Source organism: Myroides sp. DW712 (genome assembly GCF_046557355.1).
Classification (GTDB): Bacteria; Bacteroidota; Bacteroidia; order Flavobacteriales; family Flavobacteriaceae; genus Flavobacterium.
Genome location: NZ_JBKFDO010000003.1, coordinates 102,518 through 117,699, shown reverse-complemented (window position 1 = coordinate 117,699; position 15,182 = coordinate 102,518). Strand labels below are relative to the sequence as shown.

The 15,182-nt window shown below is 37.5% G+C and carries 9 protein-coding genes; 4 read left to right on the top strand and 5 right to left on the bottom strand.

The features are described from left to right. Positions 1-380 precede the first annotated feature (380 nt). Positions 381-2,762: an outer membrane beta-barrel protein gene (locus tag ACLJX0_RS03540; protein WP_410878492.1), complete on the top strand. Its 2,382-nt coding sequence runs from the start codon at positions 381-383 to the stop codon at positions 2,760-2,762. A 219-nt stretch (positions 2,763-2,981) separates the two neighbouring features. Beyond that, positions 2,982-5,360 (top strand): TonB-dependent receptor domain-containing protein, encoded by a 2,379-nt coding sequence (locus ACLJX0_RS03535; RefSeq protein WP_410878491.1) that lies wholly within the window; start codon positions 2,982-2,984, stop codon positions 5,358-5,360. 296 nt (positions 5,361-5,656) lie between these two features. Here the strand turns inward: ACLJX0_RS03535 and ACLJX0_RS03530 are convergent, their stop codons facing one another. Next, positions 5,657-8,416 carry a DEAD/DEAH box helicase family protein gene (locus tag ACLJX0_RS03530; protein ID WP_410878723.1) on the bottom strand — a complete coding sequence of 920 codons (2,760 nt, stop codon included), beginning with the start codon at positions 8,414-8,416 and terminating at the stop codon, positions 5,657-5,659. A 151-nt stretch (positions 8,417-8,567) separates the two neighbouring features. Here ACLJX0_RS03530 and ACLJX0_RS03525 point away from each other — a divergent pair, with 151 nt between their 5' ends. Together ACLJX0_RS03525 and ACLJX0_RS03520 are read left to right on the top strand one after the other, a co-directional pair. Next, on the top strand, positions 8,568-9,653 hold the full coding sequence (locus ACLJX0_RS03525) for a hypothetical protein (RefSeq protein ID WP_410878489.1): 1,086 nt from the start codon (positions 8,568-8,570) through the stop codon (positions 9,651-9,653). Between the two features lie 262 nt (positions 9,654-9,915). Continuing rightward, positions 9,916-11,505, top strand: coding sequence for an ABC-F family ATP-binding cassette domain-containing protein (locus tag ACLJX0_RS03520; protein WP_410878487.1), 1,590 nt, complete (start codon positions 9,916-9,918; stop codon positions 11,503-11,505). A 68-nt stretch (positions 11,506-11,573) separates the two neighbouring features. Here ACLJX0_RS03520 and ACLJX0_RS03515 read toward each other — a convergent pair whose 3' ends face one another. From ACLJX0_RS03515 to ACLJX0_RS03500, 4 genes are all read right to left on the bottom strand, one after another. Beyond that, on the bottom strand, positions 11,574-11,912 hold the full coding sequence (locus ACLJX0_RS03515) for a hypothetical protein (protein ID WP_410878485.1): 339 nt from the start codon (positions 11,910-11,912) through the stop codon (positions 11,574-11,576). Beyond that, positions 11,913-12,584, bottom strand: coding sequence for a zincin-like metallopeptidase toxin domain-containing protein (locus tag ACLJX0_RS03510; protein WP_410878483.1), 672 nt, complete (start codon positions 12,582-12,584; stop codon positions 11,913-11,915). A gap of 88 nt (positions 12,585-12,672) precedes the next feature. After that, positions 12,673-12,981: a hypothetical protein gene (locus tag ACLJX0_RS03505; RefSeq protein WP_410878481.1), complete on the bottom strand. Its 309-nt coding sequence runs from the start codon at positions 12,979-12,981 to the stop codon at positions 12,673-12,675. A gap of 2 nt (positions 12,982-12,983) precedes the next feature. Next, a complete protein-coding gene (locus ACLJX0_RS03500; protein ID WP_410878479.1) occupies positions 12,984-15,173 on the bottom strand; it encodes a zincin-like metallopeptidase toxin domain-containing protein in 2,190 nt (729 codons plus the stop codon). Between the last annotated feature and the right edge of the window lie 9 nt (positions 15,174-15,182).

The following is a 15,182-nucleotide window of genomic DNA, read 5'->3' as shown; positions in this document are numbered from 1 at the left end:
AATTTTACATTTCTGTGCTGGTGTTTGCATAATAAACCTCGTAGTTTAATAAATTATCTCACACAAAGGTAACACTTTATTATATTTTAGTTCCTTTTTATTAAACTTTATCGTACCTTTGGTTAACATAAACAACAAAATCAATGTCAAGCTTAAAATGAATATACTGAAAATTGAAATTCAAAGATTCATATATGCTTAACGAAAAACTGCTTTCCCCAAAAGCAGTTTTTTTTATGTCCACTTTCGTGTTGTCCGTTGTTCATAAGCGAACACTCTTCCGGAAAGGCAATACAGCAAGGTACTAATTTTCAATGAATTAAAAAAGAATTAATTTTTTGGCACAGCTTTGGTTTTCTATTGATCAAATCAAACTATCGATGAAAACTAAACTAATCACTTTATTCTGCTTTCTTGTATCACTAGTTAGCCTTAGCCAAGTTAAACTTTCAGGTTCTGTTGTAGATGCACAACAACTACCTATTGACTTTGCAGAAATCTTGCTGTTAACACCTCAAGAAGCCGTAGTTCAACACACCTATACAGACGAAAACGGCGCTTTCTCTTTTGGCCCTATTGCGACAGACTCCTATATCCTACGCGTAACCAATTTAGGAAAAAAACAGTATGAAACCCAACTAACCCTTTCCCAAGACCAAGAGCTTGCCCCCTTCATCATTCAAAATGACAACCTTCTCGACGAAATTGTCATCGCCAAACAAGCCAAAGTATTTGAGCGCAAAGTGGACCGTACCATCTTCAATATTGAACAATCTATACACGCTAACAACAGTAATGCCAAAGACCTATTAAAATTAACTCCCGGGTTAAAGGTAGATAAAGATCAAATTTCTTTAATTGGAAAAAGCAGCATGCAAGTCATGATTAATGACAAACTATTGCCGTTAACTGGAGAAGAATTAATAAGCTACTTAAATACAATCCCTTCCGAAACTATTCAAAAGATTGAAATAATTAGCACACCCCCAGCTAAATATGAAGCGAGCGGAAACAGTGGACTAATCAACATTGTGTTGAAACAAGCCAAACACAATGCGTGGAACAACCAAATTAGCACTGGTTTTGTGGGCGCAGACAAAGCCCTTTGGAAAGTGAGTGATGTATTCAATTACAGCAAAAACAAGGTATCCCTGGCTGCTTCCGTTCATGCTAGTCGTGGATACAACCAAGAAATTGGCAAAATGGACTTATACTATCCAACTGAAACATGGAAAACAGTGTATCGAGAAACCAAACAAAATAAGGATTTATCCGGTACCTTTCAATTGGATTACCAGCTAACACCGAAAACGGGAATTGGCTTTCAATACAGAGGCAATACAAACAGCCAAAAAACGACAGATAAGAATCAGGTCGATGTGTATAACCTTGTTGATAACTTGCTAAAAAACATCGATACAAAGGGGAAATCGAGTCCAGATTTCAACAATCAGGCTTTGAATTTAAATTTCGCTCATAAATTTGATACTGTGGGAACTAAGATGAATATAGACTTGGATTACTTCAACTATAATACGGATAAATTCCGCGTTTTCAACACAAATACAAGAGTTGTTGATAACATTGTTAACAAGGACCAATTTGCACAAACAAGTGGCGATCAAAAGATAGACAATTACAGTGCGAAAATCGATATGGAACAACCCCTTTCTTTTGTCAATTTATCGTATGGTGCAAAAGCGAGTTTTGTTCAAACAATAAACAATGCCCATTCATCAAATATCAACAGGCTAACAAGTATATCCAACATCCTACAGGAAGACCATTTTGTGTACAAAGAGAATATACAAGCGGTTTATTTCAGTGCAACGAAAGCTTTTGGAAAAAAATGGGAAACCCAAGTGGGACTTCGCATGGAGAGTACACAAACTACAGGAGAATCGAAGGCTACAGAAACCACAGAAAAAACAACATACACTAAGTTGTTTCCTACGTTATTTGTAAGCTACAAGGTCAATGAAGAAAACACATTATCTTTTAGCGCTAATCGCCGTATCAACCGACCTAGTTTTTGGCAGCTCAACCCATTTAGATGGTATGTCAATGATCACAACTATGTCACTGGAGATCCAACCTTACAACCAACCTATATCAACACCGCTAGTGTTAACTATACGTTCAAAAACAAGTTATTTATTCAAGCGTCTCATTCAAAAGTAACGAATCTGTTTTCTCAATATTCCAATATTGATACGGTTAACAACATTCAAATACTCAAGCAAGGCAATATCTTTGACGCTACGAATAGCAATATTAGCGTGACTCATATTTTTGATACCTGGCATTGGTTGAGTTCGCAAAACACTCTTTCTGCTTTTTACAATTCCTCTGCGCTTATTCAGGATGTGCAGATAGAAACAAAAGATGGTATGGGTTACTACTTTAATTCAAACAATACCCTACAGCTCAATGCAGACAAGACACTTCAGGCTCAAGTTGACTTTTGGTACCAATCGAAATTAAACAATGGCAATTGGAAATTGCGTCCGATGTACGGATTAAACTTAGGGGTAAAATATGCCATGTTAGATAAAAAGCTGCATGTTTCAGCTTATATGAATGACCTCTTAAGAACCTCGAATTTACGAGCGCAAGCTACTTCTGATGGGGTGAAACAAAAATACAATATGTACAACGACAACCGTTATTTTACCGTTGGTTTAAGCTACAGCTTTGGAAATAATTCGATCAAAGTAAAAGAACGTCAAGGCAGCAATAAAGACATCATCAACAGAAAATAAACTATACGATTTATAAACTAGTTAATAACTTTTAAAATCTACTGATTATCAACCGGTATTAACTCTAAAAAGTAAAAAGTTATAAACAAATGTAAAAGAGTCGTAACAAATTAGTTAGATAAGCTACCTATAGCAATCAACCAAGTTATAAACAAAAACAAGACTACTTGTTAACAAACTTATCAACATTGTTAATAAGTTCACCAGAATCTACATACTATGAAAAAGCAATTGACATTATTTATGATCTTTTTTTGTAGCATTCCCCTGCTACAAGCGCAAAACATCTTAAAAGGGAGAGTTCTCAACAAAGACAAACAACCCATTGATTTTGCTGAATTACACCTATTGAAAGAAGACAGCGAACAACTTGTTCAACAGGGGTTTACCAAAGAGACTGGAGATTTTTCCTTAACCAATTTACCGACGGCAAGCTATAAATTGAATATTCATTATTTAGGTCAACTGCTCTACACCAAAGACGTGCTCTTGGACAAGGATTTAGATTTGGGCGATATTCTGGCAGAATCTTCTACGGAGCTAGGCGAGATTGTTGTACAAGCAGAAAAGAAGCTGGTAGAGCGCAAAGCCGATCGTTTAGTATTCAACACAGCGAACAGTATTGCTTCTCAGGGGATGGATGCTGTAGAAGCCTTAACGAATACCCCACTCGTTAAGGTACAAAATGACAAGATTAGTATTGTAGGAAAAAGCAGTGTAACCATCATGATTAACGATAAAATTGTGCACTTACAAGGAGATGCCTTAACCAATTACCTCAAAACCTTGCGTTCTGATGATATTGAAAAGATTGAGGTAATCACTAATCCACCAGCTAAATATGAAGCGAGTGGTAATAGTGGGTTGATTAATATCGTCTTAAAAAAGAACAAAACACTGGGCATGTATGGATCGGTGAGTAGTTCCTATTCCTACAACAACCACAATTGGTATTCACTCAATGGAAGTCTAAATTACCAAAACAAAAAGTGGAACATCATGGTAAAAGCCAATGGTGGTGATGGGAAGTACAGCAATAAAAATGCCTATACTTTTACTAACGATAAACGCATTTTAGATTCGCATGCCAACCCAACGGGGACTTATACTTCGGGAGGGATTAATCTAACCACCAACTATCAGCTATCGGACAAAGAAGTAATTGGAGCAACCTATGACTTATCGAAGTACAAAAACACCAATACCAATCCCAATACTTCCGAATACATTGCCTTACCTGGGCACACAACAGATTCGATTATCCAATCGTTAACTGAAGCAAAAAACGACAATATCTATCATACGGCTAATTTATTTTATGATCGAGATTTAGATACACTAGGCAGTAAGTTGTCCTTAGGATTGAATTATTTTGCCAATATTCCTGAAGGAACGACGAATATGAATGAATATACCACCCATCGAGAGGCTAAAACAGCTACCTACTTCACCAATGATTTAAACTATCAAGTATGGAGTGGAACGGCAGATCTATCGTATAAATTATCTTGGGCTGATGTAGAACTTGGTGGAAAATACTCCAACTACGACAATCGATCAAAAGTCTTCTACTACAACAAAAAGGGAAGTGACTGGATGTATGATGACACCCGTAGTAATCGCTTCAACTACAAAGAAGATAATTATGCGGGCTACTTGAGTTTACACAAAAAATTAAGTGATAAATGGAGTGTAAAAGGAGGGCTTCGCTTTGAGCAAACCGAAGTAGAAGGTCATTTAGTAGAAACCAATGAAACGTTCAAAAAATCGTACAACAAATGGTTCCCTACGGCTTATATTTCCTATGATCCCAATGAAAACCACTCGTTTAACTTCAACTATTCTAAGCGTATTAATCGCCCCTATTCGGGTATTTTGAATCCGTTCCGATACTATGCGAATAGCTATTCCTACAACAGTGGAAATCCAGAATTAAATCCTTCGTTTACGGATAACTTTGAGCTGAATTATTTATTTCAAGGTGCTTTGTCTATTGGATTAAACTACTACCATATCACCAATTCATTTGATCAGTACTCTACTTTAATTAACGACGTTTTTGTTAGTACGTACTACAATATGCTCAATAGTGACAACTATGGACTAAATATTTCGTATAGCAACAAGATTACGGGTTGGTGGCAAACGAGCACTGGAGCGAATACCAACTATTCGAATTCGTACTATAGAAACCTAAAAGCCAATCAAATTGCTCAAAACGGAATTTACTTTAGCTATTATTCTCAAAACACCTTTACGATCAATACAGCCAAAACACTAAGCGTATTTTTAAACTGGTACCACCAAGTCCCACACAAGGAAGACAACACCAAATACAGTGCTTATCAAGCCTTATCTACAGGGATAAAAGCCAATCTATTGAATAGAAAACTCAACCTAAATATTTCCTTATACGATATATTTAACACAGGAACATCCAAGGGAACCAGCTACTTCAACGACAACGTACAAACCTATAGCAATTCGTGGAATAGTCGCAATTTATCTATTGGTGCTACCTATACTTTTGGCGATAGCTCAAACAAAAAGAGCATCAAAGAAGCTAGTTTTGAAGATAAAAGCAGAAGTAGCAAATAGCTATTCAATATAAATACCTGAATACAAGCAATTTACAGATACAGTAAAATTTAACATTAATAAAAAAACTAGAACTGTAACAAAACAAACAAAAGTACTACCAATTGTTCACAAATCGAGTGATACTGTGGTATTGTGCGAATTTAATTACCCGGAAAGTCTGTTTCCCATTTATTCTCTTCTTCACCGAAGGATGATAAAGAAAGAAGCACTTTTATAAAGATGGAGTGATGACCCATTTTAATTGATTAGTTAGTTGAGCGTCCTTTGTATTTCCATACAAGGGACGTTCTTATTTAGCGCCATTGGTGTTCTTGTTTCACAGGTGATTTCCCAAGCTGATTCACCACAGCAAAGGCGCGTGCTTGTAGTAATTCTTTTCTCCCTTCGGGAGTTCGGGTATAGATGATTCTATTCCTCCCTACTTTTTGTGTCCATTGTTGGGCGAAGTAATTGACTTGTTTACGATTGACTCCGATGCATTCTGGAACCGCGTGAAAATCCGATTCACTATCTTGAATCGGGAGAAGTGTATGACGCTCTAGGACATAGCGCGGATTATCAATGGGCGATAAAACCTCACGCATACAAGAGGCGAAAACATGACTTTCTCGCAATGACGCCCCTTCTAAAGTACAAAATACGCCACCTCCGAACTCCAACGCAGTAACCACACGAAGTGAATCTTGGGGTGTTGTCAGTAGATCAAAAGCACAAAGTGTATTACACAAGGCCTCTCCAATGCCTTGAATATCTTTTCGTATATCGCCAAACTTTCGATACATGCGATAATACTTCCACCCTTTCCATCCGAAGCGAAGTCCCAGACCTAACACAAAAGTTTGAAAAACCCAATACGCAAAGGACCACAAACTTACTCCGTGTAACAAAATACCTCTCCCTAAGCCAATCACTTGATATACTACGAAAAAAATAGCAGAACACAATACGGTCAGCAAGGCTGACACTACGGTTTTATTGGTATAAAATTGCTTCGCTCGATGGATATCGCGCTGTTTCCTAGGAGAAGAAAACGACAGCTTCACTCCCTCTGCGAGGTGATTTCCCTTTTGAATCGCGGTAAGCCACCTCATTTTCAAGCTATCGCGTTGTCTGGCGCGTGCTAAGGTTTGCTGGTTTTGTTGCCTAACATAGTCCTCATCCTTCTCCTTTCGCGCTCGCTTTCTTTCCTGTAAACGTTCAATTCCGTTAGAGATATTTATTTGTGTTTGGTTGTCGGTATTGGATATGCCCACAAAGGTTTGAAAACGGCGGTGAATTACGTCCCAATCTTTCCCACCCTCCGTAGCATACGCATCCACACAGGCAAGATGCCAAATATGAGCCGTTTTATTTGGGACTTTTGCATTCACCCGAAAAGCACGTCCTCTCATCTGATTAGAGGTAATATAGGCACCAATAGAGCTGGCCATAATCAAAGTATTCAGCGCTGGAGCATCCCATCCTTCCCCCAATAAAGCTTTGGTACCAATGAGCACTTGGATGTGCCCTCCTTCAAACAATTGTGTCATCCAATGCACCACGTGAGGACGTTGTTGAGGTGTAATCTGCAAAGCTGCATAATCAGGATCATAAGCCAATATCGTCGAAGTCAGGGAGCATTTATTGTTTCCTGTCAAGGTATTCAAGGCCTCTAAACAAGAGACAGGTACCAAAACCACAGATCCTGTTAGTACAGCAAGCTTTAAATTATTGGAGTTCTGACGTCTCAACGTTTCAAAAATAGACAAGACCCCCAGTTTAGACAAAACTGCGGGAGGTGGTTGTATAGTACTGTAATATTCTTTGTGGATATAATCCGTCAAAATGGCCAAGCGCAAATCCCTTTCCAAAACGGAATACTCAAAATTGACAAGATCAGCAATGCTTTGCAATTTACTCAAACTCGAAAGCAAGACATCATCCCCTTTGTTGTCCTGTACCAGCTGAACCTGTCGATAGGCAATGAGTCCACGCTGTTTTAATTCTGCCATTACCTCTGTCCGAAACACCGTATAACCTGGGATCTCATTCAAGATATCCTGTCCTTGAAAGCAATAGAAATGGAGCATTTTTTCAAACCAAAGTAAATCCAACGTTGGAAGTTCTTCTGCTATACCCAATACTTTTTGGTGTACAGACGAAATCTTCCCCTCCATCGCTTGTAGAAATACCAAACAAGCGACATAGGTGGTAAGGTTTTCATAAATCCAATCCAAATGCTGCAAAGGTTGGTGAAAAACAGCCGATTGTTGCAAGGTTTGGGCCAATGTAGGGTTGGATCTAAAAGCCGTATAAAAGGCATACACACTTGCTTTATGTTCTCCTATTTTCTCTCGCTCTTCTGCCAAAGGAGTGCAATAGTAAATAAAATCTTGGTGTGGACATAAATCCTCTACTTCCACTAAGGTAGGTACCGCTATTTCTTCATCGACAGGACCCGCTAAATCCATATAGCGTTGCCATTCAAAACTAGACGCTCCATAGGGCGGTGTAGCAGTTAGTCCCACTACGGTAGATTTTAGCTCTTTATTTAATAAATCCAGAGCCTTCCACCACTCCTTGCGCAAGTGATGCACCTCATCCACAAGTAGTGTTTTGATTCCCACTGCACGTAGTTTACCTATAATCTCCTGAGCATGAACATTCGTATACGTTCCTGCTGATTCCTCTTGCATTTCCTCATCACTTTCCTCCTCCTCTTTCAAGTAGTTGAAAGCCGCATGCAACCCTTGGTAGGTAGAAACCGTCAAAAATTGAGGTTGTGTCAGCTGGATAGAAATCCAATCGGGTACTTCCTCCACTTGTAAGAAAAGGGAACAAAAACGATCAATCCACTGATTTTTGACCGCCAAAGTAGGGGCCAAAATAAGCGTTGGTTGATCGAGGCGAAGCATCACCTCCAACCCCAATACCGTTTTACCCGACCCTGGTGGGGCAACCACGTGTAATTTGTTGTCACGAAGATGGGAATCTAGTTGGTCTAAGACTTTTTTCTGGTAGCTGCGCCAAGGATATTTAAAGGCAAGTGGAGTGGGAAACTTTTTCAATCGCATCAATATTTCTCCCTTAAAAATAAGCAAGCTTTTTTAGGAAACAAAGCGTTTTAAATGTTTTTCTCAACACGTCATAAAGTCATATTTTTTTCCTTATTTTGTAACCTATATCAATATTTGAAACGACCTAACTGGCTTTCCATACATTACAATGACGACAAAAATTCAATTTAAATTAAGTAACGATGTCCTTCTTACTGTTATTCAAATGGTTGAAAAAACCGATGACTATGTTGTACAATCTATAAAAGACGCTTTATTGGTTAGTATAAAAGAGGATTTACTTGCTAAACTTGAAGACAAAGCCAAGAATATACAGAAACAAGTTTCCATTTTAGACCACAATAAAAAGCACGCCGTCGTTTTAAAGTACCACGAAGCGTACACGATGTACAAACTTTTGGAGCTGGTTTATGAAAAAGAGACCTTTGTGGATCATCCACATATCAAAAAAATCAAGCGTCTTTTGGTGGATTTAGAAAACAAAGTAGAGAGCTTTACCACGGAAGAACATACCACAACGGATCAAGCACAAACACCCCTTCCTGTATTAGCTAGTTTTCCTCGTTTAGGGGTTAATGAGATTATCATTGAAGAGGCTACCATTTTGGAAGGCGAGCCGAATGAAGAGATTCAATTCGATCTGCAAGAGGAGGAAAATAATCCTGTATTAGATTCTACCATTGATGTAAACGAAATCGTGGTACAAAATTATTCTATTTTTGATTTATTGGAAGAAACAGCTCCCGTAGTTGAAAACAAAGAAGAAATAGCTGCACTTGATGTGACGGCTGAGGGAATTTCAACAGTAGACAAAGTAGCTTCACCAGAAGAGGAATTCCTTACTCAAGAAGAAAAAACAGAAGAAAAGACGGCTTCTTTACCCCTAAAGGACACCAAGGACGACCTCGATTTACCAGCAGTCGATGCAATAGATGAAGAGACTATGGAAGAAACGCCAATCGAAATTATGTCAGAAGAAACAGTTGTTCCCTCTTGGGCACAGCAAACAGCACCGCCCATTTTTGATGGCATTGTAACCAAGACCTCTATTTGTATTGAGCCAGAAGACACCAACTGTTTCCCCACAGCACCAGAAGAAGAAACACTCAACCTGTTTGAAGAAACACCTATTCCTACTCAACCACAAGAAGAGAAGACAGAGAAAGAAGAAAAAAAAGAACGAAAAAAACCAACAAAGGACAATCCCCAACCCGGACAAATCAGTCTTTTTTAACACGATACACAAGCTATTCGACATCGAATAGCTTTTTTTATTATCTTTGCCTCAGTATTAACGAATAAATAGTTCAATGGATAAATAGATAAGTATTTCGTTTTCGCACTACAAGTTGGCTTCAACGTGTAAGAGTAAACAATTTCTAACAGTATCATCCTTCGATACCCAATACTTATTTATTTATGTGATTTTATCCTAAGCCGTGAGTCGTGGTATACGGGCCACAATGAATTTATACTCATTTCTTAATTTTTTGACCATGTCTATCGTTATAAAAAACTTATCCTACGAACATGCGGATCGAACGCCGTTGTTTGACCAACTCAATCTTACGTTAAACAAAGGCGAACACGCCAATTTAATCGGAGCCAATGGCACGGGTAAAAGTACTTTGTTACAATTGATTGCTGCAAACAGTCACGAGGTGATTCAATTGCAAGGCACGCCCTACTATTTGCCACAGATCAATACCAATCAAAGCACAGGACAACGCATCGAGGAAGCCTTGCAAATTGACGTCAAACTCCAGGCCTTGCACCGTATTCTACAAGGATCGGTAAATGAACAGGATTATACGGATTTGGCTGATGATTGGCAACTAGAGGAAAAGATTGCCCAAGCGTTGCACTACTGGCAACTAGAGGGGAAAGACCTCCACTTGCCGATGCACCAACTCAGTGGAGGTCAACAAATGCGTGTCTATTTTGCGTGTATACACATCCATCAACCGGATATTCTCTTACTGGATGAGCCGACCAATCACATTGATCAGGCCACCCGACAACTGTTATTCGACTTCTTAGCGCACTACAAAGGGACTGTACTCTTAGTGAGCCACGATATTGATTTATTGAACAAACAAGCGCTAACCTTTGAACTTAGTACGCAAGGGATTCAACTGTATCGAGGGAATTACGACGCCTATAAATTGCAAAAACAAGAGGCCTATGCTTCCCTTCAGCATCGCATTGATACGATTTCCAAAGACTTGCGTCAGGTTAAAACGGAGCAACAAAAATTGCTTCAAAAACAGCAAAAAGCCGTTGGACAAAACAAAAAAGCGGAGCAAAAAGGAGGTTTACCAAAAATTATCGTGAATACGCTTAAAAATGCAGCTGAAAATAGTAGCGCTAAAAGTACCGCCGTACAAGCGGAGAAACAGCAGAAATTACAGGCAGAGTTATGGGAGTTTAAAGATCAGTTGGAGCAAGTGAAACCCTTTCAGTTATCCTTCAATAATTCAGCACTCCATCCAAACAAAGTATTATTTACAGCCCATGGCTTGAACGTTCAATACGCTCCTGAGGCAGCGCCTATTTGGTCAACTTCTTTAGATTTTGAGATTCGCAGCGGAGAACGCATTCAGATTGAAGGGGTTAATGGATCGGGAAAATCCACTTTATTACACCTCTTGGCGGGGAATTTACAACCCACCACAGGAAAAATCGAGCGATTTACCTCGAATATCATCTATTTGGATCAATTTTATGCGCTCTTGGATCATCAACAAACAATCTTAGAGCAAGCGCAACAGTTCAACCACAACCTCCTGGATGAGGCTCATTTAAAAAACACGCTCTTTCAGTATGGGTTTAAACCTGAAAGCTGGAGCAATCCCATCAGACAACTAAGTGGTGGGGAGTGTTTGCGCTTGACCATCTGTTGCTTGAATCTCTCGTTATCAACCATTGATGTATTGCTACTGGATGAACCGAGTAATAACCTGGATATTTTCGGTTTAGAAAACCTCTATCAAGCGCTTGCGGCATACAAAGGAACGATTGTCTTTATCTCTCATGACGTCAATCTGCAACAAGCGATTAGGCCTACGCGTAGGATGGGATGGTGAATGGGTGAGGGTTGGGTGAGATTAGGTGAGGGTTTTGTGTTCAATGAATCTGCGCTGCGCTACGATTTTTATTCGCCCGTCTCTCTTTTCCACTCCTCCCCAATTACATATTTCCCATTCTTTTTGAGAATTTCTAAATCTGGTGTTCTTCCTTCTGCTCCTCCATCGTGAAACATAAAGGGCTCTAATGTATCTTCTTCGAAAAAAATAAAATATGGACTTTGTCCCCCAAATTGTTCATCAGGGACTTGTACAACGACTTCCCACGCATCAAAATTAAATTTATCAATATCTAATTCTTTAATTTTATGAGGAGTATAAACTTTGAATGTTTCTTCGAAGAATTCTCTTCCAAAATCTTGTAAAATATCTTTTGCTTTTTCTATCAATACTTCTTGAGTTTCCATTTATTCAAATTTTAATAATTCTTCTTCTAACTTCCATCTTTTATAGTACTCTAAGTCAACTTTAAGTAATCCTTTCTCGGACCTTAATCTATTAACTTCAATCAAATCATTCAATAAATCTTCTTCTCGCCACTTACTTGGATTCTTCATAAATTCTGATAACACATATTCCTCGTGAAATAAACGATTTTCTTTCCCTAACGTTTTTTGAAAAAGTGGTTGTAACTCTGGAAATTCCCTAGTCATTTTATACCACAACTTCATATGAAACATTTCATGTTGTACCGTATAAGCTGTTACGCTTTTCCGCAGATACATTACGCCCTCTACCATATTAAAAGAGCCTGCAACTCTTCTCGCTGTCCAATCTTTTAATTTACCTTTAAGCTTAAGGTTTTGATCAACTAATTCCAAAGGAACATCAAACGTCTCTTTCAATAATCTTCGCAGTTTTTTTAGGTCATAGGTAGATAAGATTTGTTCTCCAGCTAAATTGAATTTTTTCTCTATCTTTCTAAAGTATTCTTCTGTTTTTCCTTCTTTAAAAAACGCTTCTCTTACCTTAGACAGTGTACTTTCAAACCGCTTACTATTCTTCTTAATCCATTCTATTACCTTGTTCAAAAGCTTTCTAAGCTCCTGATACAATTCATCGCCTTTTTTGCTCAGCAAAACAGCTATTTCTTCAAGCCATTTTACTAGTGCTTTACTCTCTTTTAATGCTCTTACTTTGGCTATGTTGAGGCTACTTACAAACTATTTAATATAGATTCTTTATCTTATAGTCTCCTTCAGATTTTTTTTCAATCTCACCTATTATCATATTAAAATTCTGATAATATAATGGCTCACCCGTTTCATCAGAAATTACTAAAAATTCTGATGCGTCAAAAATTGATTCTTTAATTATTACAGTCCAAGTATCGATGTTTTCCCCACTGATGCTTTTTTCAACATCTTTATTACTAAAGGATATACTCTCTATATCGCTTTCTTTGAAAAAATCTGGATTTAATGATTTTAATATTTTTATTGCTTTAACAAGTATCTCTTCATTAGTATATTTCATATCTATTTAATTTTAATTGGCTCTAAATCATATTTTTTCACTCTTAATCTGTTTATAGATGTTAATGCATCATTTAATTCTGCTTTAGTCCATTTGCTTCTATTATTCAATATTTGTTTCCATACATACATCTCTTTATCTAAATCTTTTAAATTTTTATAGGCTACTTCTCCCACTTCTTCAAAATGTTTTACATGCGACATTTCATGAAATGCTATCAGTTCTGTCGAATTCTTTATCAAAAAAAACTGTTTTGTAGGTGCGTGGAAACCACCAACTTTAGGTGGATTAAACGAGTACATATATTTTATAAAATCATCATATATTTTAAAATTATCTATTGATTTAAACAATTTTGTAATAGATTTTGAATCTCCTTCCACAATTAACTGAATCCCCTTTTTACTTAAAACACCTCTCAATTTCCTAATTTGAGAGGCTTTTAATACATTACCACCTAAATTCCCTACTCTACGAGTAGCCATCCAGTCTAAGTCAGATTTTGTTAGATTAGGAATCTCTGTTGAGTTTCTTTCAAACCGCTTACTATTCTTCTTAATCCATTCTATTACCTTGTTCAAAAGCTTTCTAAGCTCCTGATACAATTCATCGCCTTTTTTGCTCAGCAAAACAGCTATTTCTTCAAGCCATTTTACTAGTGCTTTACTCTCTTTTAATGCTCTTACTTTGGCTATGTTGAGGCTACTTACAAACTCGTTAGGTATAAATTTACTAAATTTTGAAATAGCACTTACTTTAGAAACGTTAGCAAATGGTATAAAAAATGAAGCTATAAAACCAACTCCTACACCACCTGTATAAGCTATTCGATCAAAGTTATAGTTTTCTCGGCGATTAGATGTATCCAAAAACACCAACAGTTCAACAAGCATATCTTGCTGTAATTGAAATAGAATTTCATAGAAATCCGCAAACGAAAACGCTTCCCATGCTTCTCTGAAATCGTCTATAGCCTCCAATACTGCCTGAAAATTTTTAGCAATATCGTATTGCATTTGTAGCAGTATTCCTCCAAACTTGAATAAACTAGCTACAAAATCAACTAGCCCATTCCACACTCCACACCAAAAAGCAATCAGTTCCGAAAGAGCCATAAATTCATCCAACTGTTCCACACCTTTTTCATTCCGCTGGTAAATCAGGTTTACCACAAGTGCCACTTCAATATTGTACCAGTTCGCCATACTTTGTACTGAACCCAATATTTGGGGCATCCATTTCGCTACAGGAGATAGTGCTGTTAAAATTCTCCAGTTTTCAGACTGTTCTATACCCTGCTGCCACTGCTTTATAAAAGAAGTGTCTAATTGCATATCCTTTACAACGTTTTCTTTCTTTAAAAAATACTCTTCGTTTTTGGAATCCCATAGGCTCTCAGGTATCATCAAGAATTCTATTGCCTCACCAATCTGTTCACTTAACCAGCCAAGAGCTTTACCTACTGTTCCAGTTAAAACGAGTACCTCTAAAACACCATGCAATAAAACTCGTAATGGAGTTATCGAAGCTTTTACCTCTCCAGTATTGATGAGTTCACGTAGCTTATTGCGATTAAAATCAGGCATATTTTGGGCAATGGAATCCAAATTTTTATCACTCATCTTAAGTAAAAAATCCTTATCAATCTTTTTACCAAAACGTACATATAGACTCTGATCGCTTAAATCACCTGTATTGTCCTCCATAAAGAATAGTATCTCATTATCTTCCACACTATCCTGCATAAAATCATATAACTTCTTCAACTTTGCGTTATTAGTAGAGATGTAAATTTTAATTGTATAAATTAACTCATCTTCTCCTACTTGATAACCATTTTTGTTATTGTGCTCTCTATATACCCAAATTGTTTTGGGGTCTATTTCTGTTTTGCATTCTGGTTCTTTAATCCATTGAATACTCTTACCTACATTGTGCTGTGGTAACTTATAAAAATAACTATCTGCAATTTCCCATGAAGCAATAGTTGAAAACTCAAAAGCCTGCACTAAGGGGTTTAAATAATTGGCGGAAGCCTCATTTTCTACTAAAACATTTGGAAACTGAGGCATTATGGGAAAATTCCCTTCTTCTAGTGCATCGGTTGTATCTTGTAATCCCCAATGCTTTGGAAATAATGCATCTGTACTCATTCCTTTGCTATTTAATGGAGCTGGTGTAAGCAGCTCCATGATTAAACT

Excerpts from the sequence above, each read along its gene's own strand:
- ACLJX0_RS03540 (WP_410878492.1), top strand. The coding sequence starts at position 381 with ATGAAAACTAAACTAATCACTTTATTCTGCTTTCTTGTATCACTAGTT.
- ACLJX0_RS03535 (WP_410878491.1), top strand. The coding sequence starts at position 2,982 with ATGAAAAAGCAATTGACATTATTTATGATCTTTTTTTGTAGCATTCCC.
- ACLJX0_RS03530 (WP_410878723.1), bottom strand. The coding sequence starts at position 8,416 with ATGCGATTGAAAAAGTTTCCCACTCCACTTGCCTTTAAATATCCTTGG.
- ACLJX0_RS03525 (WP_410878489.1), top strand. The coding sequence starts at position 8,568 with ATGACGACAAAAATTCAATTTAAATTAAGTAACGATGTCCTTCTTACT.
- ACLJX0_RS03520 (WP_410878487.1), top strand. The coding sequence starts at position 9,916 with ATGTCTATCGTTATAAAAAACTTATCCTACGAACATGCGGATCGAACG.
- ACLJX0_RS03515 (WP_410878485.1), bottom strand. The coding sequence starts at position 11,912 with ATGGAAACTCAAGAAGTATTGATAGAAAAAGCAAAAGATATTTTACAA.
- ACLJX0_RS03505 (WP_410878481.1), bottom strand. The coding sequence starts at position 12,981 with ATGAAATATACTAATGAAGAGATACTTGTTAAAGCAATAAAAATATTA.
- ACLJX0_RS03500 (WP_410878479.1), bottom strand. The coding sequence starts at position 15,173 with ATGGAGCTGCTTACACCAGCTCCATTAAATAGCAAAGGAATGAGTACA.